Below are 22,354 nucleotides of genomic sequence, written 5' to 3'. Positions count from 1 at the left end.
AGGTATCTCTCATGTCCCTGATCCGTTTCCTGCGCGATAACGCGCCCTTTCTCGCCGCCGGCGCGCTGCTGAGCTTTGGCTCCTCCTTTGGCCAGACCTTCTTCATCTCGGTCTTCGCGGGGGACATCCGCGCCGCCTTCGATCTGAGCCATGGCGCATGGGGCGGGATCTACACGCTTGGCACCACCGCCTCGGCGCTGGTGATGATCTGGGCGGGCGGGCTGACCGACCGGTTTCGCGCGCGCGCGCTCGGCCCCGCGGCGATGGCGCTTCTGGCGCTGGGCTGTCTCGGCATGGCGGTGCTGCCGGGCGGCTGGGCCGTGGCGTTGCCGCTGGTGATCTTCGTGCTGCGCTTTGCCGGGCAGGGGATGATGACGCATATCTCGGTCGTGGCCATGGCGCGCTGGTTCGCCGCCGGGCGCGGCAAGGCGCTGTCGATCGCCTCGATGGGCGTGGCGCTGGGGCAGGCGGTGCTGCCGGTCGTGTTCGTGGCCGGTCTGGCGGTGGCCGACTGGCGCCTGCTCTGGGCCGCCGCCGCCGGGCTGTCGCTGGCGGCGATGCCGCTGGCGCTGTGGCTGCTGCGGCGCGAGCGCACGCCGCAGAGCATCGCGCAGCACAGCCAGTCGCTCGGCATGGAGGGCCGCCACTGGACCCGGAACGCGGCGGTGACGCATTGGCTGTTCTGGATGCTGGTCCCGGCGCTTCTGGGCCCGCCGGCATGGGGCACGGCGCTGTTCTTCCAGCAGGTGCATCTCGCCGAGCTGAAGCCATGGAGCCTTGGTCAATGGGTGGCGCTGATGCCGCTGTTCACCGCCGCGACGATCGGCGCGAACCTCGTCACCGGCGCGGCGCTCGACCGGTTCGGGACGGCGCGGCTGATGCCGTGGCTGATGGCGCCTTGGACGGTGGCGTTTCTCGTGCTGTCACAGGCCGACGGGCTTGGCATGGCGGCGCTGGGGCTCGCCATCGCGGGGATCGGCGGCGGGGTGCAGGCGGTGCTGCCCGGCGCCTTCTGGGCCGAGTTCTACGGCACGCGCCATATCGGCGCGATCAAATCGGCGGCGGCGGCGGTGATGGTGTTCGGCACGGCGATCGGGCCGGGGGTCAGCGGGCTGCTGATCGACCGCGGCATCGGCTTTCCCGACCAGATGCTCGGTATCGCGGCCTATCTCGGCGGGGCGGGCCTTCTCCTGGCTTGGGGCGTGCGCCGGGCCGCGCGGCTGCTGCCCGTGGCCGGCGCGGCGCGGCGGGCCGCCTAGCGGGCGCGGCGCAGATAGACGTAATAAGCGCCCTCACCGCCATGGCGGATATGGGCGGGCGTGATCTGCAGCACCGCCTGGCGCAGCGGCGACAGGCCAAGCCATTGCGGCACCTGGTGGCGCAGCACGCCGTGGCGCACCGGCATCGGCGCCTCGTAATCCCTCTCGCGGCCCTTGCCGGTGATCACCAGCACCAGCCGCCGCCCCATCGCCTGGGAGGACAGGATGAAGGCCACCAGCTCGGGATGCGCCTCCGACAATGTCATGCCGTGCAGGTCGAGCCGGGCCTCGGGCCTGAGCTTGCCGCGGGTCATCTTGCCATGCGCCTTGGCGTCCATCGCCACGGGCGCGCGGCGCAGCCGGTCGCGCAGGCCCGGCAGCAGGTCGTCGGGGCGCTTGGGATCGGCCTTCTGGCCGACCTTGAATTGCGGCAGGGGCGCGGTGCCCGCCGGGTCGGGCGGGGCGGGAGCCGGGGTCTTCGGCGCCTGTTTGGCTTCGGAGGGCGCGCGGCGCTTGTGCATCGGCGCCGCCTGACGCGCGACGCTGTCCCACAACGCCCGTTCATCGGGCGACAGATGGCGCGGCTTGCGGGGCATCAGGCCGGGTCGGCCAGGGTCTGCGGCAGCATGTCCCAGGCGCGCTGCACCGGCAGCAGCACCACCATCCGGCCGGTGTCGCGGGTCCGGCCCGCGCGCTTGCCCGCCAGTCGCCCGGTGCCGAAGAAGATATCGGCGCGCTGGGCGCCCTTGATCGCCGAGCCGGTGTCCTGCGCCACCATTAGCCGGCGAAGACGGTCCTCGCCCTCGGTCTCAATCCAGACCGGCGCGCCGAGCGGCACATGGGCCGGGTCCACCGCGAGGCTGCGCATCGGCGTGATCGACCGGTTCATCGCCCCCAGCGGCCCGCGCTCGGCCGGGACCTCGTTCACCTCGCGAAAGAACACGTAGGAGCGGTTGGTCCACAAGAGTTCCTTGCCATCGACCGGGTTGCGGCGCACCCAGGAGCGGATCACCGCCGCCGAGACCTGGTGCGGCTCGTAGATGCCGCGCGCCACCAGCTCCTGGCCGATCGAGGAATAGGGCTGGCGGTTGGCGGCGCCGTAGCCGAGCCGGATGACATCGCCATCGGGCAGCCGCACCCGGCCCGAGCCCTGGATCTGCAGAAAGAACAGGTCGACCGGGTCGACATAGGCGATCTCCAGCCCGCGGCCCGACAGCGCGCCGCCCTGATCGATCTCCTGCCGGGTGAGCCATGGCCCCTCGGGCGGCAGATCCTCGGGCACGCGGTAGACCGGCGCGACATAGCGCCCGTCGGGCACCTCGGAGCCGCGCAGCTCGGGCTCGTAGTAACCGGTGAACAGCGCCTCGCGCCCGTCCTCGATCAGCACCGGCTGGAAGAACAGCTCGAAGAAGCTGCGCGCGTCGTCGGTCTCGCGCGCGAGACCGCACAGCGCCTGCCAGTCGCGGTCGCGCAGGTCGCCGCAGGTTTCGACGAAAGCGGTCAGCGCCGCGCCATGATCATCGGTGGCCCAGCCGCGCAGCTGCTCGAAGCCCAGAAGCTTCGGGCTTGCGGCCGCCCCGAGCGGCAGCCCGAAGGCCAGCGCCAGTGCCGCCGCCAGCCGGGTCATTCCCCGGTCGCCACCAGTTTCCAGTTCGGATCGTCGCTGCCCATGATCCGGCCAAAGGTCCAGACGTCGCGCTGGCGCTTGATCTCGGTGGTCGAGCCCTCGACCACCTCGCCGGCCATGTTGCGCACCACGTAGGTCAGCTCGCCGGTGAAGCGCACCGCGATCTCGCCCTCGCGGCTGGCGGCGTCGAAGCTCGCATCGCGCACCGCGATTTCGCCAAGCCCCACGAAGGTCGCCTCGACCTTGAGCCCTTCGCGCTCGCGCGCGGCGATCACCTCGGCAAAGGCCTCGTGGACATCATCGGACAAAAACGGCTTCACGCTTTCGAGATCGCCGTTCTCGAAGGCCATCAGGATCATCTCGTAGGCGCCGCGCGCGCCCTGCAGAAAATCGTTCAGGCCGAAATCCGGGTCGGCGGCCTTCATCGCGTAGAGCGCCTTTTCGGCGTCGCTGCCCTCGGGAACGTGATCGGTGATGTCACGGTCGGGGCCGCCTTCGATCACCTCGAATTCGGGCCGGGACCGGCGTTTTTCGCCCTGTGCCGGCAGGCGCGGCTTCTCGAAGCCTTCCCGCGTTCCCAGCACGCCGCGCAGCCGCAAAATCAGGAAGATCGCGATGCCTGCGAGCACCAAGAGCTGGATGATGGGAGAGTTCATTCGGCGCCTCTTGTCAGCACGGGTCTCGCACCGGACCCGCGTGGCACCTATGTAAGCCACGCAACCGTTCAAGTCCACCGACCCCCAGGGCCACGAATCGTCGCGGGGGCGGCGCATCAACTGACCTTCGGGAGACCGCCCATGTGGCTCTTCATCGCTTTTCTTGCCGTGCCGCTGATCGAGATCGGCCTGTTCATCCAGGTCGGCGGGCTGATCGGGCTGTGGCCCACGCTCCTGATCGTGGTGCTGACCGCGATCGCGGGCACCGCGCTGGTGCGCGGGCAGGGGCTGCAGGCGATCGCCCGGCTGAAGCGCTCGATGAAAGAATTCTCGGACCCGTCGCGGCCCCTGGCCGACGGCGCGATGATCCTGTTCGCGGGCGCGCTTTTGCTGACGCCGGGCTTTTTCACCGACGCGGTCGGCTTTGCGCTGCTGATCCCGGCGGTGCGGGGCCGGGTGTTCCGGCTGCTCAAGGACAAGGTGAAGGTCGCGCGCTTTGACATGGGCCAGCCGCCGCATCCCCGCGATCCCCGTGGCCCCGCCTCGGACGCGCCGCGCGACACGGTGATCGACGGCGATTTCCACGAACTGGGCGAAGGCCGCAAGCCGACGCATCCCTCTGGTTGGACCCGGCATTGAGGGGGCCCGCGGAGGCTGCTAGATACAGGCGCAACTGACACCGGAGGACCCCAGATGACCGACACGCCCGACGCCCCCGCAACCCCCCAGCCCGAGGGGCAGGCGACGCAACAGCCCAAGGTGACGCAGCGCGTCGTGGCCCAGTACATCCGCGACATGTCCTTCGAGAACGCGCTGGCGCAGAAGGGCCTGTCGGGCGATCTGCAGCCCGAGGTCTCGGTGCAGGTCAACCTCGACGCGCGTAAGCGCGGCCAGGAAGGCCAGTACGAGGTGATCACCAAGCTCAACATCACCTCGAAAGCCAAGGAATCGGGCGATCCGCTGTTCATCTTCGAGATCGAATATGCCGGCGTGTTCCAGATTTCCGGCGTGCCGGACGACCAGCTGCACCCCTACCTGCTGATCGAATGCCCGCGCATCACCTTCCCCTATCTGCGCCGGATCGTCTCGGACGTGACCCGCGATGGCGGTTTCCCGCCGCTGAACCTCGAGCAGATCGATTTCCTGCAGCTTTATCGCAACGAGCTTCAGCGCCGCGCCCAGGCGCAGCAGGCCCAGAAGGCCGCCGAGGCCGAGCCGGGCCCGTCGGGCACCGCCTGACGCCTAGCTGAACTTCTTCCAAAGCGCGCCGTCGCCCAGACCGCCGACGAACTCGGCATGGGCGGCGGCCTCCTCCCCGGTGATCCGCGCAGGCAGCGGCGCCGGGCGCGGACGCGGGCGCCATTCAGCCTCCGCCCCGCCGCCGGAGCCGCCCTGCGCCACGTTCAGCGCGAAATCCGGCTGCCGCCCGCCGATCAGCTCCAGATAGACCTCGGCGAGGATCTCGCTGTCGAGGAGCGCGCCGTGCAGCGTGCGCGAAGCGTTGTCGATGCCGAAGCGGCGGCACAGCGCGTCGAGCGAGGCGGGCGAGCCGGGAAACCGCTTGCGCGCGATGGCCAGCGTGTCGAGCGCGCGATCCATCGGGATCTTGGGCTTCTTCACCCATGACAGCTCGGCGTTGAGGAATTTCATGTCGAAGGCGGCGTTGTGGATCACCAGCCGCGAGTCACCGATGAAATCGATGAAATCCTGCGCGATGGCCGCGAATTTCGGCTTGTCGCGGAGGAAGTCGTCGCCCAGCCCGTGGATCTCGAACGCGCCTTTCGGCATCGAGCGTTCGGGGTTGATGTATTGATGATAGGTGCGGCCCGTCGGCATGTGGTTGAGCAGCTCGACCGCGCCGATTTCGACGATGCGGTCGCCCTCGGCGGGCTCGAAGCCGGTGGTTTCGGTGTCGAGAACGATCTCACGCATCGCGCAGCTGCCTCCTGATCCGGTCGATGACCTCTCGCACGGACCTTTGGGCCGCGTCGAGGGTCACGGTCTCGATCAGGTAATCGGCCAGGCGGCGTTTCTCAACATCCGGCATCTGCCGCGCGAGGATCGCGTCGAGCTGGGCGCGCGTCATGCCGGGACGGGCGAGCACGCGGGCGGCCTGAAGCTCCGGCGGCGCGCTGACGACGACGACGGCGTCCATTTCGGCCTCGCCACCGGTTTCGTAGAGGAGGGGGATGTCGAGCACGGTGATGTCGGCGGTCTGGGCGGCGACGAACGCCTCGCGGTCTTCCTGCACCAGCGGGTGCACGATCGCCTCGATCCGAGGCAGGGCCGATGGGTCGGCGGCAATGATCCGTTTCAGGGCCGCGCGGGAAACGGCGCCGTTCTCGACCGCCCCGGGAAAAGCCGCGCGCATCGGCGCGACCGCCGCACCGCCCGCGGCATAGAGCCGGTGCACGGCGGCATCGGCATCCCAGACCGGCAGGCCTTCATCGGCGAACATCGCCGCCGTGGTCGATTTGCCCATGCCGATGGAGCCGGTGAGACCGAGCCGGAAGGTCATCCCAGCACCGCCGCGCGGGTGGCCTCCGTGACCTGTGGCGTCGCGCCAAACCAGCGCGCGAACCCCGGCACCGCTTGGTGCAGCAGCATGCCCAAGCCGTCGACCGTGCGGCAGCCGCGGTCGCGCGCGGCAATGAGCATCGGCGTGTCGAGCGGGGTGTAGACGATGTCGGTCGCCAGCGCCGAAGCGGGCAGGGCGGAGAGGTCGAGATCGAACGGGTCCGCGCCCTGCATGCCGAGCGAGGTAGTGTTCACGACCGTCGCCGCGCCGTCCAGCGCAGGCGCGGTTTCGGCCCAGTCGATGACACGGATCGCCGGGCCGAAGGCCTCGGCCAGCGCTTCGGCCCGGGCGCGGGTGCGGTTGGCGAGCCGGATCTCGGGCGCGCCCGCCTCGATCAGCGCGTCGAGCACGGCGCGCGCCGCCCCGCCCGCGCCCAGCACCACCGCCGGGCCATCGGCGGCGGCCCAGCCGGGCGCGGATTGGCGCAGGTTGGAAATGAAGCCATGGCCGTCGGTGTTGTCGGCATGGATGCCGTCATCGCGGAAGGTCAGCGTGTTGGCCGCACCGATGCGGGCGGCGCGGTCGCTCACCTGATCGGCGATGCCGAGCGCCGCGATCTTGTGCGGCAGTGTCACGTTGGCGCCGCGAAACCCCATGCGGGGCAGGGCGCGCACGACCTGTTCGAAGTCATCGGGCTCCACGTGCAGCGGCGCGTAATGTCCCTCGATCCCGAGGGTTTCGAGCCAGTGCGCGAAAAGACGCGGCGACCGGGAATGAGCGACCGGAGCGCCGATCACGCCCGCCAACGGAATGCGATGCGCGCTCATCTCTTCAGATCTCCTCTCAGCACCAGCCAGTTGATCAGCTCCACGAGCGGCAGCCCGAGAACCGTGAAGTAATCGCCCATGACCCGCACGAACAGGCGCACGCCCTCTTCCTCGAGCTTGTAGCCGCCAACGGAGTGGCGAATGGAGTCCCAGTTGCGATCGACGTAATCGCGCAGGTAGTCCTCGGAGCAATGCGCCATGTCGAGGCGGACCACACCGACATGGCGCCAGATCGGCTCTCCGTCGAGGCAGACCACCGCCGCCGACAGCAATTGATGCGTGCGGCCCGACAGCCGGGTGAGCTGGTCGAGCGCGTGCTCGGGGCTCTCGGGCTTGGAGAACACCGCGCCATCGAGCGCCAGCACCTGATCGCAGCCCAGCACCAGCGCGCCGGGGGTGCGCGACGACACCCTGAGCGCCTTCATCTCCGCCAGCTTGTCGGCGAGATCGCGCGGCGGCGCGCCCTCGGCCAGAAGCGCGGCCTTGAGCGCGGCTTCGTCGATGCGCGCCTTTTCGACCGTGAAGGGGATCGCGGCGCCCTTCAGGAGGCTGGCGCGGATCTCCGATCCTGAGGCGAGAACGAGCGATTGGGTCATGACGGGGCCTGTGGACGACTCTAGGGAGGAATCGGGCTCGAATCATGAGCACGACTCGGTGGACGGTTGTGACCGCTCCCGCGACTCGGGACAAGCGGGGTGAGTCGCCCTCGCGACTCAGCGACTTATCCACGGGGGACGAGAACAAGAGGCGGCGCGGGGGTCTTTGTGGGTAAAAGCACGAGTCAAGATTGCGACTCCGGGCTTGTCGGCGGCAAGGCGTATATTTTTTTCGTTATATATCAGTTGAGTAAGTGATGTAGCCGAGTCGTTCCAACAGGCCAGAAGAGTCGATCATCCTGTGGACGACTCTGAGGACATGTCCTCAATCCCTGCTTATCCACCTCCCTACTATCATCATCATCTTTTCTTTTATCCTTATTCATTTGAGAAGGGGCCGGTCTGAGAGAGGGACCGAGATGACCGACTTCGCCGCTTTCGCCTATCCGTGGATAAAGGCGGGACACATCGTGTCCTTCGTCGCCTGGATGGCGGGGATGTTCTATCTGCCGCGATTGTTCGTCTATCACGCGGAGCGGGCCAAACCGGGATCGGAGCTCGACCAGACGTTCCAGGTCATGGAACTGAAGCTCATGAAGCTGATCATGGGCCCTGCGATGATCTCGACCTGGGTTTTCGGGCTGGTGCTGATTTCGTTCGGCGTGGTCGACTGGTCCCAGCCCTGGCCGTGGATCAAGGCGGTGGCGGTGCTGGCGATGACGGGGATGCAGGGCTGGCTGTCGAAGCGGCGCAAGGATTTCGCCGCGGGCAGCAACAGCCGTTCGGGCCGCCAGTTCCGCATCGCCAACGAGGTGCCGACGGTGCTTTTGCTGGTGATCGTGGTCGCGGTGGTGGTCCGTCCGTTCTGACGCCTTCGGCACCGAGACCAGCGCGACGTTGACGCGCGACTTATCCACGCCTAAGACTTCTCCCCGCTTGCCCGTCCGGGCGAAGCGATTCCATTTTCACGACCCATAAGAGCGGCCCGCGGGCTGCCACAGGACCGTTTCCCATGTCCCAGGACCGCCTGAACCTCGCCGATCTCAAGGCGCAGAGCCCGAAGGATCTTCTGTCGCTGGCCGAAGAGCTGGAGATCGAGAACGCATCCACCATGCGCAAGGGCGACATGATGTTCGCCATTCTCAAGGAACGCGCCGAGGAGGACTGGGTCATCGGCGGCGATGGCGTGCTCGAGGTGCTGCAGGACGGCTTCGGCTTCCTGCGCAGCCCCGAAGCCAACTATCTTCCCGGTCCCGACGACATCTACGTCTCGCCCGACATGATCCGCCAGTTCAGCCTGCGCACCGGCGACACGGTCGAAGGCGTGATCCAGGAGCCGAACGAGAACGAGCGGTATTTCGCGCTGGTCAGCGTCGAGAAGATCAACTTCGAGGCGCCCGAAAAGGCGCGCCACAAGGTGGCCTTCGACAACCTCACGCCGCTTTACCCGGATGAGCGGCTGAAGATGGAGATTGAGGAGGAGGCCGCGACCAAGGATCGCTCGGCCCGGATCATCGATCTCGTCTCGCCGATCGGCAAGGGGCAGCGTTCGCTCATCGTGGCGCCGCCGCGCACCGGCAAGACGGTGCTGTTGCAGAACATCGCCCACTCGATCGAGAAGAACCACCCCGAGTGCTATCTCATCGTGCTCTTGATCGACGAGCGGCCCGAGGAGGTCACCGACATGCAGCGCAGCGTCAAGGGCGAGGTCGTCTCCTCGACCTTCGACGAGCCCGCGACGCGCCACGTGGCGGTGTCCGAGATGGTGATCGAGAAGGCCAAGCGTCTCGTCGAGCACAAGCGCGACGTGGTGATCCTGCTCGATTCGATCACGCGCTTGGGCCGCGCCTTCAACACCACCGTGCCGTCTTCGGGCAAGGTGCTGACGGGCGGTGTCGACGCCAACGCGTTGCAGCGGCCCAAGCGGTTCTTCGGTGCGGCGCGCAACATCGAGGAGGGCGGCTCGCTCACCATCATCGCGACCGCGCTGATCGACACCGGTAGCCGCATGGACGAGGTGATCTTCGAGGAGTTCAAGGGCACCGGCAACTCGGAGATCGTGCTCGACCGCAAGGTGGCGGACAAGCGCGTCTTCCCGGCGATGGACATCCTCAAATCCGGCACCCGCAAGGAGGATCTGCTGGTCGAGAAGACCGATCTGCAAAAGACCTATGTGCTGCGCCGGATCTTGAATCCGATGGGCACCACGGATGCGATCGAGTTCCTGATTTCGAAGCTGAAGCAGACCAAGACCAATTCGGACTTCTTCGATTCCATGAACACCTGACGCGGCGCGCGCGAGGATTTTTCCCATGGACACGATCTATGCCCTGGCCACGGCGCGGGGACGCGCCGGGGTGGCCGTCATCCGCATTTCGGGCCCGGAGGCGCGGCGCGCGGCCGAACGGATGGCCGGTGCCTTGCCCGCGCATGGGCGGGGCCTGCGGATCCTGCGCGACGGGCAGGGTGAGGTGCTCGACCAGGCGCTGGTGCTGACCTTTGCCGAAGGGCGCAGCTTTACCGGCGCGGCGGTGGTGGAGCTGCATCTGCATGGCAGCCGGGCGGTCATCAACGCCGTTCTGGCGCGGCTCTCCGAGCTTGAGGGGCTGCGGCTGGCCGAGGCCGGGGAGTTCACCCGGCAGGCGCTCGAGAACGGGCGTCTCGACCTGTCGCAGGTCGAGGGGCTTGCCGATCTCGTCGATGCCGAGACCGAAGCGCAGCGGCGTCAGGCGATGCGCACCATGGCCGGCGGGCTTGGCGAAAAGGCGGATCTGTGGAAGCGGGACCTGCTGCGAGCGATGGCGCTGCTCGAGGCGGTGATCGATTTCGCCGAAGAGGACGTGCCGGTCGACGTCACGCCGGAAGTTGTCGAGATTCTCGATCGCTGCGATGCGGCGATGCGGCGCGAAATGGACGGTGTCGGCGTGGCCGAACGGATCCGCGAAGGGTTCGAGGTGGCCATCATCGGCGCGCCGAACATGGGAAAATCCACGCTTCTCAATCATTTGGCAGGTCGAGATGCGGCCATCATCTCGGATGTGCCGGGGACCACACGCGACGTGATCGAGGTGCGTATGGAGCTGCGCGGCCTGCCCGTGACGCTTCTGGATACGGCGGGTCTGCGCGACTCCGACGACGCGGTCGAGGCGATCGGGATTGCCCGCGCGCGCAGCCGGGCGGCCTCGGCCGATATCCGGGTGCATCTGGTCGCGCCGGACGACACGGTCGAGTCGGTCGAAAGCGGGCCCGATGACATCGTGCGGATCGCGCGGGCCGACATGTTCGACGATGCGCGTCCGGGGGTGTCGGGCCGCACCGGCGCGGGCGTGTCCTCGCTTCTCGACGAGATTTCTGCGCGGCTTGACCAAAGAAGCCAGGGCGCCGGGGTGGCGATCCGCGAACGGCACCGACTCGCATTGCGCGACGGGATCGATTATATCGCGCGCTGTCGTCTGATCCTGCCGGAGGGAAGCGCCGCGCTCGACCTGGCTGCCGAAGAGCTTCGGCTCGCCGTCAGGGCGTTGGACAGCCTCGTGGGCCGTGTCGACGTCGAAGATGTGCTCGGCGAAATCTTTTCGAGCTTCTGTATCGGGAAATAGGAGTTGTTTCACGTGAAACACGAATCCTACGACGTGATTGTTGTCGGCGGCGGCCATGCCGGTGTCGAGGCGGCGGCGATCGCCAGCCGCATGGGGGCGCGGGTGGCTCTCGTCACCATGAAGATCGATACGGTCGGGGCGATGTCCTGCAACCCGGCGATCGGCGGGCTTGGCAAAGGCCATCTCGTGCGTGAGGTCGATGCGCTTGATGGTCTCATGGGGCGCGTTGCCGATGCGTCCGGCATCCAGTTCCGGCTGTTGAACCGCAGGAAAGGCCCCGCAGTTCAGGGGCCGCGGCTTCAGGCGGATCGCCGCATCTATCGCGACCGCATGCAGGCCGAGCTGCGAAAGATCGATCGTCTCGACCTGATCGAAGGCGAAGTTTACGACCTGGTGGAAACGGGAGGGCGCATCCGCGGCGTCGACCTGGCCGATGGACGTCGGCTTGGCGCGCGCAGTGTCATTCTCACGACCGGAACGTTCTTGCGTGGCGTGCTGCATTTCGGCTCGGAAACCCGACCCGGCGGTCGGGTCGGTGACGATGCGTCCACGCGGCTGGCCGACCGGATCGACGGCTTTGGCTTGAACATGGGGCGGTTGAAGACCGGCACGCCGGCGCGGCTCGATGGAAAGACGATCGACTGGGCGCGGCTCGAGGCGCAGCCGGGGGATGACGCGCCGGTCATGCTGTCTTTTCTCAACCGCGCGCCCGAGGCGCGGCAGATCTCTTGCGGGATCACGCAGACGAACGAGCAGGCGCATGACATCATTCGGGAAAACCTGAGCCGCTCGGCAATGCACAGCGGCAATATCAGCGGCTCCGGCCCGCGCTATTGCCCGTCGATCGAAGACAAGGTGGTGCGCTTTGCTGAAAAGCCGAGCCATCAGGTCTTTCTCGAACCCGAAGGGTTGAGCACCGATACCGTCTATCCGAACGGCATTTCGACCTCTCTGCCGGTCGAGGTGCAGGAAAGCTTCATCCGTTCGATGCTGGGTCTTGAAAACGTCCGCATCGAGCAACCTGGCTATGCGATCGAATACGACTACATCGATCCCCGCGCCTTGACGCGCGGGCTCGAGCTGAAGGATGTGCCGGGGCTGTATCTGGCGGGGCAGATCAATGGCACGACCGGGTATGAGGAAGCCGCTGCCCAAGGCTGTGCAGCCGGCATGGCCGCGGCTTGCGAGGTTCTCGACCGGGAGACACCGCAGTTCAGTCGCACCAGCAGCTATATCGGGGTGATGATCGACGATCTCGTGACCCGAGGTGTGACAGAGCCTTATCGGATGTTCACCTCCAGAGCCGAATTTCGGCTCTCATTGCGTGCCGACAACGCGGATCAGAGACTGACCGGGCAGGGTCGGGATCTTGGTTGCGTCGGGGATGCGCGTTGGGCGGAATTCTCGGCCAAGATGGACGCGATCGAAGCGGGGCGGCTGGCCTTGGAGAACATGCGTTTTCCGACGGCGCGGCTGGCCGCGCTCGGTGCCAATCTCAACCCGGATCGCCCGGCGAAATCCGGTCTCGAGGCCCTCGCACTCGCGGAGGTCGACATGGCGATGTTGCGGCAGGTGGAGCCGTCCTTGGCGGATATCGACGACCGCACGGCCCAGCAGTTGAAGAACGACGCGACCTACAGCGCGTATATGCAGCGGCAGGACCGGGACGCCGCGGCGATCCGACGCGACGAGGCGCGCCGGATTCCCGATGACTTGGATTACGCCTCCATCACGGGCCTTTCGAACGAGCTTCGCCAGAAACTTGAACAGGCGCGGCCCGGCTCGATCGGCGATGCCGGAAAGATCGAAGGCATGACAGCAGCCGGTCTTCTGCTCCTGATGAACGCCAGCCGCCGGGCTGCGGCGTGATGCAAAATGCGCGGAGCACCGTCCCCATGGATGTTTCACGTGAAACACGAGAGAGGCTGTCGGATTTCGCGGCGTTGGTGCGAAAGTGGTCGCCAGCGATCAATCTCGTATCGAAATCCGATCTGCCACATATCGAATCGCGGCACATCGCGGATTCACTGCAGCTGGCTCCCTATATTCCCCAAACCTCCGGGATTTGGGCGGATTTCGGGTCCGGCGGGGGCTTTCCGGGCATCGTGGCGGCGATCGTGGCATCGGAAACGGCCCCGGATCTGCGGTTCCATCTGGTCGAAAGCGATCAGCGCAAATCGACCTTCCTGAGAACCGCGGCGCGGGAGCTTTCGCTCAACGTAACGGTACATTCCGAGCGGATCGAAACGCTCGCGCCGCTGTCGGCCGACATCATCAGCGCGCGCGCGCTCGCGCCTTTGAACATGCTTCTGGGGTATGCCGCGCGGCACCTGTCCACCGGGGGAAGCTGCCTGTTCCTGAAGGGGCAGATGCACGAGGCAGAAATCGAAACGGCGCGGGAGCATTGGCGGTTCGATTGCGACAGCCAGGTCAGCCGAACGGACCCAGATGCCCGCCTCTTGCTAGTGAGCCATCTGCACCATGCCTGACACCTGCCGCATCATCGCGCTCGCGAACCAGAAGGGCGGCGTCGGCAAGACCACGACCGCCATCAATCTCGGGGCGGCGCTCGCGAAATCCGGTCGCCGCGTCCTGCTGGTCGACATGGACCCGCAGGGCAATGCCTCCACCGGGTTGGGGCTGTCCGCAGGGGACCGTCGCTCCACCACATACGACCTGTTGCTTGGAGACGACCCCGCTGCCGAGGGCATCCATGGCACGCAGGTCTACGGGCTCGACATCATCCCCGCGACGACCGATCTCAGCTCCGCGGATGTCGATCTCATGTCCTCGGGCGGTCGCAGCCGCGTGTTGCAGCGCCGGATGACCGAGCTTCTCGCCGATCGTCAGGATTACGATTACGTCCTGATCGACTGCCCCCCGGCGCTGAACCTTCTGACGATCAACGCGATGGTGGCCGCCAAATCGATCATCGTGCCGCTGCAAAGCGAATTCTTCGCGCTCGAAGGCCTGTCGCAGTTGATGCTGACCCTGCGCGAGGTGCGCGCCAGCGCCAATGACGCGCTTCGGATCGAGGGCATCGTCCTGACCATGTATGACCGGCGCAACAACCTGTCGCAGCAGGTCGAATCCGACGCGCGCGAGACGCTCGGCGACCTGGTGTTCAGGACCGTCATCCCCCGCAATGTGAGGTTGAGCGAAGCCCCCTCGCATGCCATGCCGGTTCTTGATTACGATCCAGGCTGTGCAGGCGCCAAGGCCTATCTGGACCTGGCTGCGGAAGTGATCCAACGGGAAGGATGAGGCCGAACATGGCGGAAAAGCAGAAGACACGTGGTCTCGGGCGGGGCTTGTCCGCGCTGATGGCCGATGTGACGCAAGACCAGACCACCGCAGAGCAGGCAAGGCATCCCGACATGATGGTTCCGATCGAAAAGATCCGTCCCAACCCGGATCAGCCGCGTCGACATTTCGACGAGATCGCGCTCGACGAGCTCGCGGCCTCGATCCGCGAAAAAGGCGTGATCCAACCGTTGATCGTGCGCCGCGACCCCAAGCAGGAGGGCTATTTCGAGATCGTCGCCGGCGAACGCCGCTGGCGCGCCTCACAGATCGCCAAGCTGCACGAGCTGCCGGTTCTGATCCGCGAATACAGCGACACCGAGGTGCTCGAAGTCGCGATCATCGAGAACATCCAGCGGGCCGATCTGAACGCTATCGACGAGGCCGCGGGATACCGCCAGCTGATGGACCGCTTCGGTCATACGCAGGAACAGCTCGCCAGTGCCCTTGGCAAGAGCCGCAGCCATATCGCCAACCTCATGCGTCTGCTGTCGCTTCCGGCCGACGTGCAGGAGCTTTTGACGACGGGTCAGCTCACCGCCGGTCACGCCAGGACGCTGGTCGGCAACGAACATGCTTCGTCACTGGCCAAGCAGATCATGCTCAAGGGCATGTCGGTGCGCGACGCGGAATCGCTGGTCCGCAAGCCGGGCAAGACGCCGGCGACGAAAGCCGCGCGCAAGCCCGGCAAGGATGCCGATACGCTTCAGATCGAAAGCGAATTGTCGGCGGCGCTCAGGATGCCGGTAAGCATCGACCACGATACGCAAGGCGAAGGTGGGCGCATCGCCCTGCGGTACCGGGATCTGGAACAGCTCGACGATCTTCTGCGGCTCCTGTCGGGGAACTGACCCCGCTCAGGCGAGCAATTCGCGCAGAATGCCATTCAGGATCGGTCGGCCCGCCTCGGTCGCAACCAGCCGATCCTGTTCCCGGCGCAGCAGCCCCAGCTCGACCAGCCCGTCCACCCGCCGCGCAAAACCGGCGGCGTCCGGGCAGCCTTCCATCGACACTTCGACGCCCTCGCGCAGCCGCAATCCCATCATCAGCCGCTCTTCGAACCCCTCCAGCGCGTCGAGATCCACCCGGTCCAATTCGCCGCCCTGACCGTTTTCGACCTTCGAAAGCCATGCGCCCGGCGCTTTCGGCGCCTCGGTCGCGTATCGGCGCCCCTCGAATTCAAGCCGCCCATGCGCGCCGGGTCCGATCCCGATCCAGTCGCCAGACCGCCAGTAGATCAGGTTGTGCCGGCTTTCGGCGCCGGCAACCGCGTGGTTTGAAATCTCGTAGGCCGGAAGGCCCGCGGCCGCGGTCAGCTCCTGCGTGATTTCGTACATCTCGGCCGAACGATCCTCGTCTGGCAGGCCGCGCAGACCGCCGCGGGCAAGCCTGTCGCCAAAGGCCGTACCATCCTCGACCGTCAGCTGGTACAGCGACAGGTGATCCGCGCAAAGGTCCAGAGCCTGGCGTAGCTCGGCGCGCCAATCCTCGGGCGTCTGGTCCTGCCGGGCATAAATGAGGTCGAAACTGACCCTATCAAAGGCGTTTCGCGCGATATCAAAGGCCTTCAGACCCTCATCGACACTGTGCAGGCGGCCCAGTTTGCGCAGATCCCCGTCATTGAGAGCCTGCATCCCCATGGAGACCCGGTTGACCCCGGCCTGCCTGTAACCGGTAAAGCGATCCGCCTCGATCGAGGTCGGGTTGGCTTCGAGCGTGACTTCGAAATAATTGCGCAGTCGCCAGTTCCGGCCGATCCGGTCAAGGATCGCCCCGACGATACGCGGCTCCATCAGGCTCGGTGTGCCCCCGCCGAAAAAGACCGAACCAAGGATCCTGTCGCCGGTCTGTTCGGCCAGCCGGTCAAGCTCGGACAGATAGGCGGCGGCCCAGCGATCCTGATCGATCCTCTGCGCGACATGGCTGTTGAAGTCGCAATAGGGACACTTGGCCTGGCAAAAGGGCCAATGCAGATAGAGACCGAACCCGCCCCTTTGCCAGTTTTCGACCCTATTCTCCAAGACAGGCCCGCAATTTCTCCACCGCGCGCGCCCGGTGGCTCATGCCGTTCTTCGTTTCGGCATCCATCTCGGCAAAGGTCACGTCATACCCTTCGGGCACGAAGATCGGATCATAGCCATGGCCGCGTGCCCCGCGCATCGGCCAGACGACCTGACCCTGCGCATGACCTTCGAAGACTTCTTCATGCCCGTCGGGCCAGCACAGCACCAGCGTGCAGCAGAACCGCGCGCCATGCGGGGCAGGGTGGTTGCCCGCCGTCAGCTCGCGATGCACCCGCTCCATGGCGATGTCGAAATCGCGGCCCTCGCCGGTTTCGGCCCAATCGGCGGTGTGCACGCCGGGCTGACCGCCAAGGTCGAACACCTCGAGCCCGCTGTCATCGGCCAGCGCCGGAAGACCGGTCGCCGCGACGGCGGCACGGGCCTTGATCCGGGCATTGCCGACGAAGGTGTCTTCGGTCTCCTCGGGCTCGGGCAGGCCGTGATCGGCATTGCCGGTCACGGTGACGCCGAACGGCGCCAGAAGCGCGCGAAACTCGTCGAGCTTGCCCGCGTTATGCGTGGCGACGACCAGCGATTTTTCGGTAAAGCGGCGCATCAGGCGGTGGCCCGCAGCTGTGCCTGCGCCAGCTCGGCACAGCCCGCCTCGGCAAGATCCATGAGCTGCGTCATCTGACCGCGCGAAAAGGTCGACCCCTCGGCCGACATCTGCACCTCGATCAGCTTGGCGCCGGACACGACGAAATTGCCGTCGACGCCCGCCTCGCTGTCCTCGGCATAATCGAGATCGAGCACCGGCTGCCCCGCATAGAGCCCGCAGCTCACCGCCGACACCGGATCGCCCAGCGGGTCGGTCTTGACCAGCCCGGCGCTCATCAGCTTTTGCACGGCCAGCTTCATCGCCACCCAGCCGCCGGTGATCGAGGCGCAGCGCGTGCCGCCATCGGCCTGGATCACGTCGCAATCGATGGTGATCTGCCGCTCGCCGAGCGCATGGAAATCGACGCCGGCGCGCAAGGAGCGGCCGATCAGCCGCTGGATCTCCTGCGTGCGGCCCGACTGCGCCGATTTCGCCTCGCGCCGCATCCGGCTGTTGGTGGCGCGCGGCAGCATGCCGTATTCCGCCGTGACCCAGCCCTGGCCGGAATTGCGCTTGAAGGGCGGCACCCGCTCCTCGACCGTGGCGGTGCAGATCACGTGGGTGGCTCCCATGCGGATCAGGCAGGAGCCCTCCGCGTGACGGTTGAAGCCCGTTTCGATCTCGACGGCGCGCAGCGCGTCGGGGGTCCGGCCGGAGGGGCGCATGGTGTCATCCTTTCCTGTGTCGGGCTTGCGCATACGCCTTGCAGGGCGCAAATCCAAGGCCGGCATGGACCCGCATTGACCTCGACCCGGTGCCGCTTCTAATGTGCCATGCCCCAGACAGGACCCGAACCCGCGATGTCAGACCGATCGCCCCGAATCGAGGACATGAACGACCGCTCCCGCGAGGTGTTCCGCCGCGTGGTCGAAGGCTATCTCGAAACCGGCGCGCCGGTCGGATCGCGCACCCTGACCCGGCACATGTCCGAAAAGGTCTCGGCCGCGACGATCCGCAACACCATGCAGGATCTCGAACATCTGGGCCTGCTGGGCAGCCCGCATGTCAGCGCCGGCCGCATCCCGACCCAGACCGGCCTGCGCATGTTCGTCGATGGGCTTCTGGAGGTCGGCGATCTGGAGGCCGACGACCGTCGCCGCATCGACCAGTCGATGCACGAATCCGACGGCGACGTGACCAGCCTGCTCGACCGGGTGGGCCACGCGCTGTCGGGGATCACCCATGGCGCCTCTCTGGTGCTGACGCCCAAGCACGAGGCGCCGATCAAGCACGTCGAATTCGTCTCGCTTTCGACCGACCGGGCACTCGTGGTGCTGGTCTTTGCCGACGGCCATGTCGAGAACCGCATCTTCACGCCGCCGCCGGGCCAGACGCCCTCCTCGATGCGCGAGGCGGCGAATTTCCTCAACGCCATCGCCGGCGGTCACACGTTGCGCGAACTGGCCGGCGTGATCTCGCGCGAGATCGCGGCAAGGCGGCGCGAAATCGACCGGCTGGCCGCCGATCTGGTGGAATCGGGGCTCGCCACATGGGTCAATCCGGGCGAACAGGGCGAACGGCTGATCGTGCGCGGGCGCGGCAACCTGCTCAGCGGACCGGGAGAGGAGGCCGATCTCGACCTCGTTCGTTCGCTGTTCGACGACCTTGAACGCAAGCGCGACATCGCGCAGTTCCTCGACCTCGCGGAGGAGGGCGACGGGGTGCGGATTTTCATCGGCTCCGAGAACAAGCTTTTCTCACTTTCGGGTTCATCTCTGGTCGTTTCTCCTTATATGAACGCCGACCGGAAGATCATCGGCGCCGTGGGCGTCATCGGGCCGACCCGGCTCAATTACGGGCGGATCGTGCCCATCGTGGACTACACAGCACAGCTGGTCGGACGCCTCGTCTCCGACCGCTCCTGAAGGGGAAAGACAGCATATGGCAGAACAGGACGAACCGCGCAGCCTCGACGAGCTGGCCGCAGAGGTCGACGAGAACGGCGAGGTCGGCGTCGCGCCTGAGCAGGGCTCGGACGATCTCGAAATCCTCAAGCGCGAACGCGACGAGATCCGCGACCGTTTCGTGCGCGCGCTCGCCGATGCCGAGAACACCCGCAAGCGCGCCGAGCGTGACCGCCGCGAAGCCGAGAATTACGGCGGCTCCAAGCTCGCCCGTGACATGCTGCCGGTGCATGACAACCTGCGCCGCGCGCTCGACGCCATCGCCGAGGATCAGCGCGAGGCGCAAAAGGCGCTGATCGAGGGGATCGAGCTGACCATGCGCGAGCTGCTCAGCGTCTTCAAGAAGCACGGCATCCACCCGATCGACCCGCAGGTCGGCGACAAGTTCGACCCGCAGATGCACCAGGCGATGTTCGAGGCCCCGGTCCCCGGCACCAAGGCGGGCGAAATCATCCAGGTCGCGGCGCAAGGCTTCCTGCTGCATGACCGGCTGTTGCGCCCGGCGCAGGTCGGCGTGTCTTCCTTTAAGGAAAGCTGATAAAAATCCGGAACTTCTGCCTTCCGCCTGTGTTGGGTCGGCAAGTTCGATTTGAAGAGTGCGACAAAGGCGCGGCCCTCGGTGGCCGCGCCTTTCTTTTGCCCGCGCCCCGCCGTCAGCCGCGCCCGGAGGCCTGCGGCAGCAGCCCGTGCAATTCGTAAAGCAGCTCCAGCGCCGCGCGCGGGGTCAGCTCGTCTGGATGCGTTCCGCGCAGCCGTTCCTCCACCTTTGAGGGCGCGGCGGGGGCCGTTGCGGATGCGGGCGGCATCGCCGCGAAAAGCGGCAGATCGTCGATCAGCGTCTGCTTGCGCCCGCCGCCTTCGCGTTCGCCCTGTTCCAGCGCCTGAAGCACCACCCGCGCCCGCTCCACCACCGAGGCCGGCAGCCCCGCGAGCCGCGCCACCTGCACGCCATAGCTGCGGTCGGCGGTGCCGCGCCGCACCTCGTGCAGGAAGATCACCTCGCCCTGCCATTCGCGCACCGCCACGGTCGCGGTCGCCACGCCGTCGAGCTTGGCGGCAAGCTGCGTCATCTCGTGGTAATGGGTGGCAAAGATGCCGCGGCAGCGGTTCACGTCGTGCAGATGCTCCAGCACCGCCCAGGCGATCGACAACCCGTCATAGGTGGCGGTGCCGCGCCCGATCTCGTCGAGAATGACGAGCGCCCGGTCGTCGGCTTGGTTCAGGATCGCCGCCGTCTCGACCATCTCGACCATGAAGGTCGACCGCCCGCGCGCCAGATCGTCGCTCGCACCCACGCGGCTGAAGATCTGACTGACGATGCCGATATGCGCCGAGGCCGCGGGCACGAAGCTGCCGATCTGCGCCAGCACCGCGATCAGCGCGTTCTGCCGCAGGAAGGTCGATTTGCCGGCCATGTTCGGGCCGGTCAAAAGCCACAGCGGCGCATCGCCCAGGTCGCAATCATTGCCGACAAAGCTTTCGCCCGCCCGGCGCAGGGCCTGTTCCACCACCGGATGCCGCCCCGCTTCGACGTGAAACGCCCGGCTGTCGTCGAGCGTGGGTCGGCACCAGTCGGCGCTGCGCGCCAGATCGGCGAGCCCGGCGGCAAGGTCGATCTCCGACAGCGCGCGCGCCAGCTGGCCGAGCGGCCCCGCCTGGTCGAGGATCGCGGCCCGAAGCCTGTCATGGATCCGTTTTTCCAACTCCAGCGCATGCCCGCCCGCGTTCAGGATGCGGGTTTCGATCTCGTTGAGCTCCACGGTCGTGAACCGCACCTGGTTCGCGGTGGTCTGGCGATGGATGAACCGATCCGACAGCGGCGGTGCCAGCATCTTCGCGGCATGGGTCGCCGTGGTCTCGATGAAATAGCCCAGCACGTTGTTGTGCTTGATCTTCAGGCTCTGAATTCCGGTTTCGGCGGCGTAGTCCGCCTGCATCCCCGCGATCACGCCGCGCCCCTCGTCGCGCAGGCGGCGCGCCGCGTCGAGATCCTCGTCGAAGCCCGCCGCGACGAAACCGCCATCGCGCGCCAGAAGCGGCGGCTCGGCCACGAGAGCCTGGTCCAGCAATTCGTGCAGTTCCTCCTGACCGCCGAGGTCGCGCGCGGCATCGGCCAGCGGGCCGGGCAGGTCGCGCCCGTCGGTCAGCGCCGCGATCCGGTCGGCCACGTCGAGCGTGGACCGGATCGCCGCCATGTCGCGCGGCCCGCCGCGTTCGAGCGCGAGCCGCGACAGCGCCCGGTCGAGATCATGCGCGCCGCGCAGGGCGTCGCGCAGATCCCCGCGCAGCCGGTCGTCTTCGGTCAGATGCGCCACCGCCGCCTGCCGCGCCGTGATGGCGGGCAGCGCGCAGGAGGGCGAGGCCACGCGCCGTTCCAGAAGCCGCGCGCCGCCCGCCGTCACCGTGCGGTCGATCGCCTGCAGCAACGACCCCTCGCGCCCGCCGCCCATCGCATGGGTCAGCTCCAGCGACCGCCGCGTCGCCGCGTCGATCCGCATCGCCGACATCCGCGCTTCCTGCTGCGGCGGGCGCAGGAGCGGCAACCGGCCCTTCTGCGTCAGGTCGAGATATTCCACCAGCGCCGCCATGGCCGAAATCTCGGCGCGCGAGAACGACCCGAACGCATCGAGCGAGGCGACCTTCCACAGCTTGGCAAGCCGCGCCGCCCCGCCCGCGCTGTCGAACGCGCCGCGATGCAGCGGCGTCACCGCCAGATCGAAATTCGATGTGACCTCGGCCAGCTCCTGCTCGGCGCTCTCGGCCACCAGCAATTCGCGCGGCGTCAGACGCGCCAGCTCCGGGCCAAGCGCCAGACGGTCGCAGCCCAGCACCGACAGCGCCCCGGTGGAGATGTCGACCCAGGCCAGCGCGCAATCGTCGCGCAGCTCGGAGAAGGCGGCGAGGAAGTTGTGCCGCCGCGCGTCGAGCAGGCTCTCCTCGGTCAGCGTGCCGGGGGTGACGAGCCGGACCACGTCGCGCTTGACCACGGATTTCGATCCGCGCTTCTTGGCCTCGGCCGGGTCTTCGAGCTGCTCGGCGATGGCGACGCGGAACCCCTTGCGGATCAGCGTGAGCAAATAGCTCTCGGCGGCATGCACCGGGACACCGCACATCGCGATGTCCTCGCCCATGTGCTTGCCGCGCTTGGTCAGCGCGATGTCGAGCGCCTCGGCCGCCGCCACCGCGTCGTCGAAGAACATCTCGTAGAAATCGCCCATCCGGTAGAACAGCAGCGCATCCCGATGCGCCGCCTTGATCTCCAGAAACTGCGCCATCATCGGCGTCACGGTGCCGGCCTGCGTGTTCATGCGTATCCCCCGGGAGTGCAGCGGCGCGACACTAGCTTTTGCGGGCCCCGTGCGAAACCCCGCAGCGCGCTGACGCAAGGGCGTTGCGCCGCGCCG

The 22,354-nt window shown here is 67.0% G+C and carries 23 protein-coding genes; 12 read left to right on the top strand and 11 right to left on the bottom strand.

The genetic code is table 11. The annotated features are described in order from the left end of the window. The first annotated feature begins 11 nt into the window (after nucleotides 1–11). Nucleotides 12–1,259, top strand: a complete 1,248-nt coding sequence (locus tag LOKHON_RS03445) for an MFS transporter (protein ID WP_017927797.1) — start codon at nucleotides 12–14, stop codon at nucleotides 1,257–1,259. Here LOKHON_RS03445 and LOKHON_RS03440 read toward each other — a convergent pair. From LOKHON_RS03440 to LOKHON_RS03430, 3 genes are read right to left on the bottom strand one after another with little or no spacing between them, the layout of a single operon-like run. After that, nucleotides 1,256–1,855: a Smr/MutS family protein gene (locus LOKHON_RS03440; RefSeq protein WP_017927798.1), complete on the bottom strand. Its 600-nt coding sequence runs from the start codon at nucleotides 1,853–1,855 to the stop codon at nucleotides 1,256–1,258. The two genes, LOKHON_RS03445 and LOKHON_RS03440, sit on opposite strands and share 4 nt — an antisense overlap. Next, on the bottom strand, nucleotides 1,855–2,886 hold the full coding sequence (mltA, locus tag LOKHON_RS03435; protein ID WP_017927799.1) for a murein transglycosylase A: 1,032 nt from the start codon (nucleotides 2,884–2,886) through the stop codon (nucleotides 1,855–1,857). Before mltA ends, LOKHON_RS03440 begins: the two co-directional genes overlap by 1 nt. Beyond that, nucleotides 2,883–3,542, bottom strand: a complete 660-nt coding sequence (locus tag LOKHON_RS03430; protein ID WP_017927800.1) for a Tim44/TimA family putative adaptor protein — start codon at nucleotides 3,540–3,542, stop codon at nucleotides 2,883–2,885. The genes mltA and LOKHON_RS03430 overlap by 4 nt, the downstream gene beginning before the upstream one ends. 141 nt (nucleotides 3,543–3,683) lie before the next feature. On the opposite strand from LOKHON_RS03430, the gene LOKHON_RS03425 reads away from it, so the two are divergent. After that, on the top strand, nucleotides 3,684–4,181 hold the full coding sequence (locus tag LOKHON_RS03425) for an FxsA family protein (RefSeq protein WP_017927801.1): 498 nt from the start codon (nucleotides 3,684–3,686) through the stop codon (nucleotides 4,179–4,181). Between the two features lie 54 nt (nucleotides 4,182–4,235). Next, nucleotides 4,236–4,781: a protein-export chaperone SecB gene (gene secB / locus LOKHON_RS03420; protein ID WP_017927802.1), complete on the top strand. Its 546-nt coding sequence runs from the start codon at nucleotides 4,236–4,238 to the stop codon at nucleotides 4,779–4,781. A 3-nt stretch (nucleotides 4,782–4,784) separates the two neighbouring features. Here secB and dnaQ read toward each other — a convergent pair whose 3' ends face one another. Genes dnaQ through LOKHON_RS03400 form a run of 4 tightly spaced genes read right to left on the bottom strand, consistent with a single transcriptional unit; the run spans nucleotide 4,785 to nucleotide 7,483 of the window. Next, entirely contained in the window at nucleotides 4,785–5,474 is a 690-nt protein-coding gene (dnaQ, locus tag LOKHON_RS03415; protein ID WP_017927803.1) for a DNA polymerase III subunit epsilon, read from the bottom strand. Beyond that, on the bottom strand, nucleotides 5,467–6,060 hold the full coding sequence (gene coaE / locus LOKHON_RS03410; protein ID WP_017927804.1) for a dephospho-CoA kinase: 594 nt from the start codon (nucleotides 6,058–6,060) through the stop codon (nucleotides 5,467–5,469). Before coaE ends, dnaQ begins: the two co-directional genes overlap by 8 nt. Continuing rightward, a complete protein-coding gene (locus LOKHON_RS03405) occupies nucleotides 6,057–6,887 on the bottom strand; it encodes a shikimate dehydrogenase (protein WP_017927805.1) in 831 nt (276 codons plus the stop codon). Before LOKHON_RS03405 ends, coaE begins: the two co-directional genes overlap by 4 nt. Then, nucleotides 6,884–7,483, bottom strand: coding sequence for a Maf family protein (locus LOKHON_RS03400; protein WP_017927806.1), 600 nt, complete (start codon nucleotides 7,481–7,483; stop codon nucleotides 6,884–6,886). Before LOKHON_RS03400 ends, LOKHON_RS03405 begins: the two co-directional genes overlap by 4 nt. Before the next feature lie 419 nt (nucleotides 7,484–7,902). On the opposite strand from LOKHON_RS03400, the gene hemJ reads away from it, so the two are divergent. The 7 genes from hemJ to LOKHON_RS03365 all read left to right on the top strand — a co-directional run bounded on the left by hemJ (nucleotide 7,903) and on the right by LOKHON_RS03365 (nucleotide 15,236). Then, on the top strand, nucleotides 7,903–8,352 hold the full coding sequence (hemJ, locus tag LOKHON_RS03395) for a protoporphyrinogen oxidase HemJ (protein ID WP_017927807.1): 450 nt from the start codon (nucleotides 7,903–7,905) through the stop codon (nucleotides 8,350–8,352). Nucleotides 8,353–8,495: 143 nt separating this feature from the next. Continuing rightward, nucleotides 8,496–9,770, top strand: a complete 1,275-nt coding sequence (rho, locus tag LOKHON_RS03390; protein WP_017927808.1) for a transcription termination factor Rho — start codon at nucleotides 8,496–8,498, stop codon at nucleotides 9,768–9,770. Nucleotides 9,771–9,795: 25 nt separating this feature from the next. Continuing rightward, complete coding sequence (mnmE, locus tag LOKHON_RS03385) at nucleotides 9,796–11,082, top strand: tRNA uridine-5-carboxymethylaminomethyl(34) synthesis GTPase MnmE (protein ID WP_017927809.1); 1,287 nt, start codon at nucleotides 9,796–9,798, stop codon at nucleotides 11,080–11,082. Nucleotides 11,083–11,094: 12 nt separating this feature from the next. Continuing rightward, a complete protein-coding gene (mnmG, locus tag LOKHON_RS03380; RefSeq protein ID WP_026147395.1) occupies nucleotides 11,095–12,951 on the top strand; it encodes a tRNA uridine-5-carboxymethylaminomethyl(34) synthesis enzyme MnmG in 1,857 nt (618 codons plus the stop codon). Between the two features lie 26 nt (nucleotides 12,952–12,977). Beyond that, complete coding sequence (rsmG, locus tag LOKHON_RS03375; protein WP_051059637.1) at nucleotides 12,978–13,571, top strand: 16S rRNA (guanine(527)-N(7))-methyltransferase RsmG; 594 nt, start codon at nucleotides 12,978–12,980, stop codon at nucleotides 13,569–13,571. Beyond that, a complete protein-coding gene (locus LOKHON_RS03370; protein ID WP_017927812.1) occupies nucleotides 13,564–14,346 on the top strand; it encodes a ParA family protein in 783 nt (260 codons plus the stop codon). The genes rsmG and LOKHON_RS03370 overlap by 8 nt, the downstream gene beginning before the upstream one ends. Nucleotides 14,347–14,354: 8 nt before the next feature. Next, the gene (locus LOKHON_RS03365; RefSeq protein WP_017927813.1) at nucleotides 14,355–15,236 is read left to right on the top strand and encodes a ParB/RepB/Spo0J family partition protein; all 882 of its coding nucleotides are present in this window, start codon (nucleotides 14,355–14,357) and stop codon (nucleotides 15,234–15,236) included. A 6-nt stretch (nucleotides 15,237–15,242) separates the two neighbouring features. Here the strand turns inward: LOKHON_RS03365 and hemW are convergent, their stop codons facing one another. From hemW to rph, 3 genes are read right to left on the bottom strand one after another with little or no spacing between them, the layout of a single operon-like run. Further along, nucleotides 15,243–16,406, bottom strand: a complete 1,164-nt coding sequence (gene hemW, locus LOKHON_RS03360; protein ID WP_017927814.1) for a radical SAM family heme chaperone HemW — start codon at nucleotides 16,404–16,406, stop codon at nucleotides 15,243–15,245. Continuing rightward, nucleotides 16,396–17,004, bottom strand: coding sequence for a non-canonical purine NTP pyrophosphatase (locus LOKHON_RS03355; RefSeq protein ID WP_017927815.1), 609 nt, complete (start codon nucleotides 17,002–17,004; stop codon nucleotides 16,396–16,398). The genes hemW and LOKHON_RS03355 overlap by 11 nt, the downstream gene beginning before the upstream one ends. After that, nucleotides 17,004–17,711 carry a ribonuclease PH gene (gene rph, locus LOKHON_RS03350; RefSeq protein ID WP_017927816.1) on the bottom strand — a complete coding sequence of 236 codons (708 nt, stop codon included), beginning with the start codon at nucleotides 17,709–17,711 and terminating at the stop codon, nucleotides 17,004–17,006. The genes LOKHON_RS03355 and rph overlap by 1 nt, the downstream gene beginning before the upstream one ends. 135 nt (nucleotides 17,712–17,846) lie before the next feature. Here rph and hrcA point away from each other — a divergent pair, with 135 nt between their 5' ends. Both hrcA and LOKHON_RS03340 read left to right on the top strand, forming a co-directional pair. Further along, nucleotides 17,847–18,911, top strand: a complete 1,065-nt coding sequence (hrcA, locus tag LOKHON_RS03345) for a heat-inducible transcriptional repressor HrcA (RefSeq protein ID WP_026147397.1) — start codon at nucleotides 17,847–17,849, stop codon at nucleotides 18,909–18,911. A gap of 16 nt (nucleotides 18,912–18,927) precedes the next feature. Continuing rightward, the gene (locus LOKHON_RS03340; protein ID WP_017927818.1) at nucleotides 18,928–19,488 is read left to right on the top strand and encodes a nucleotide exchange factor GrpE; all 561 of its coding nucleotides are present in this window, start codon (nucleotides 18,928–18,930) and stop codon (nucleotides 19,486–19,488) included. 115 nt (nucleotides 19,489–19,603) lie between these two features. Here LOKHON_RS03340 and mutS read toward each other — a convergent pair whose 3' ends face one another. Then, nucleotides 19,604–22,258, bottom strand: a complete 2,655-nt coding sequence (gene mutS / locus LOKHON_RS03335) for a DNA mismatch repair protein MutS (protein ID WP_017927819.1) — start codon at nucleotides 22,256–22,258, stop codon at nucleotides 19,604–19,606. Nucleotides 22,259–22,354 lie beyond the last annotated feature (96 nt).

Source organism: Limimaricola hongkongensis DSM 17492, assembly GCF_000600975.2.
Classification (GTDB): Bacteria; Pseudomonadota; Alphaproteobacteria; order Rhodobacterales; family Rhodobacteraceae; genus Limimaricola; species Limimaricola hongkongensis.
This window is presented reverse-complemented; position numbering and strand designations above follow the sequence as displayed.

What these genes read in the sequence shown, in the direction of transcription:
- LOKHON_RS03440 (WP_017927798.1), bottom strand. Translation starts at nt 1,855, where the DNA reads ATGCCCCGCAAGCCGCGCCATCTGTCGCCCGATGAACGGGCGTTGTGG.
- mnmE (WP_017927809.1), top strand. Translation starts at nt 9,796, where the DNA reads ATGGACACGATCTATGCCCTGGCCACGGCGCGGGGACGCGCCGGGGTG.
- mutS (WP_017927819.1), bottom strand. Translation starts at nt 22,258, where the DNA reads ATGAACACGCAGGCCGGCACCGTGACGCCGATGATGGCGCAGTTTCTG.
- rsmG (WP_051059637.1), top strand. Translation starts at nt 12,978, where the DNA reads ATGGATGTTTCACGTGAAACACGAGAGAGGCTGTCGGATTTCGCGGCG.
- LOKHON_RS03405 (WP_017927805.1), bottom strand. Translation starts at nt 6,887, where the DNA reads ATGAGCGCGCATCGCATTCCGTTGGCGGGCGTGATCGGCGCTCCGGTC.
- rph (WP_017927816.1), bottom strand. Translation starts at nt 17,711, where the DNA reads ATGCGCCCCTCCGGCCGGACCCCCGACGCGCTGCGCGCCGTCGAGATC.
- LOKHON_RS03430 (WP_017927800.1), bottom strand. Translation starts at nt 3,542, where the DNA reads ATGAACTCTCCCATCATCCAGCTCTTGGTGCTCGCAGGCATCGCGATC.
- LOKHON_RS03400 (WP_017927806.1), bottom strand. Translation starts at nt 7,483, where the DNA reads ATGACCCAATCGCTCGTTCTCGCCTCAGGATCGGAGATCCGCGCCAGC.
- LOKHON_RS03365 (WP_017927813.1), top strand. Translation starts at nt 14,355, where the DNA reads ATGGCGGAAAAGCAGAAGACACGTGGTCTCGGGCGGGGCTTGTCCGCG.
- hrcA (WP_026147397.1), top strand. Translation starts at nt 17,847, where the DNA reads ATGTCAGACCGATCGCCCCGAATCGAGGACATGAACGACCGCTCCCGC.
- LOKHON_RS03425 (WP_017927801.1), top strand. Translation starts at nt 3,684, where the DNA reads ATGTGGCTCTTCATCGCTTTTCTTGCCGTGCCGCTGATCGAGATCGGC.
- LOKHON_RS03340 (WP_017927818.1), top strand. Translation starts at nt 18,928, where the DNA reads ATGGCAGAACAGGACGAACCGCGCAGCCTCGACGAGCTGGCCGCAGAG.
- LOKHON_RS03445 (WP_017927797.1), top strand. Translation starts at nt 12, where the DNA reads ATGTCCCTGATCCGTTTCCTGCGCGATAACGCGCCCTTTCTCGCCGCC.
- rho (WP_017927808.1), top strand. Translation starts at nt 8,496, where the DNA reads ATGTCCCAGGACCGCCTGAACCTCGCCGATCTCAAGGCGCAGAGCCCG.
- coaE (WP_017927804.1), bottom strand. Translation starts at nt 6,060, where the DNA reads ATGACCTTCCGGCTCGGTCTCACCGGCTCCATCGGCATGGGCAAATCG.
- hemJ (WP_017927807.1), top strand. Translation starts at nt 7,903, where the DNA reads ATGACCGACTTCGCCGCTTTCGCCTATCCGTGGATAAAGGCGGGACAC.
- dnaQ (WP_017927803.1), bottom strand. Translation starts at nt 5,474, where the DNA reads ATGCGTGAGATCGTTCTCGACACCGAAACCACCGGCTTCGAGCCCGCC.
- mltA (WP_017927799.1), bottom strand. Translation starts at nt 2,886, where the DNA reads ATGACCCGGCTGGCGGCGGCACTGGCGCTGGCCTTCGGGCTGCCGCTC.
- LOKHON_RS03355 (WP_017927815.1), bottom strand. Translation starts at nt 17,004, where the DNA reads ATGCGCCGCTTTACCGAAAAATCGCTGGTCGTCGCCACGCATAACGCG.
- LOKHON_RS03370 (WP_017927812.1), top strand. Translation starts at nt 13,564, where the DNA reads ATGCCTGACACCTGCCGCATCATCGCGCTCGCGAACCAGAAGGGCGGC.
- secB (WP_017927802.1), top strand. Translation starts at nt 4,236, where the DNA reads ATGACCGACACGCCCGACGCCCCCGCAACCCCCCAGCCCGAGGGGCAG.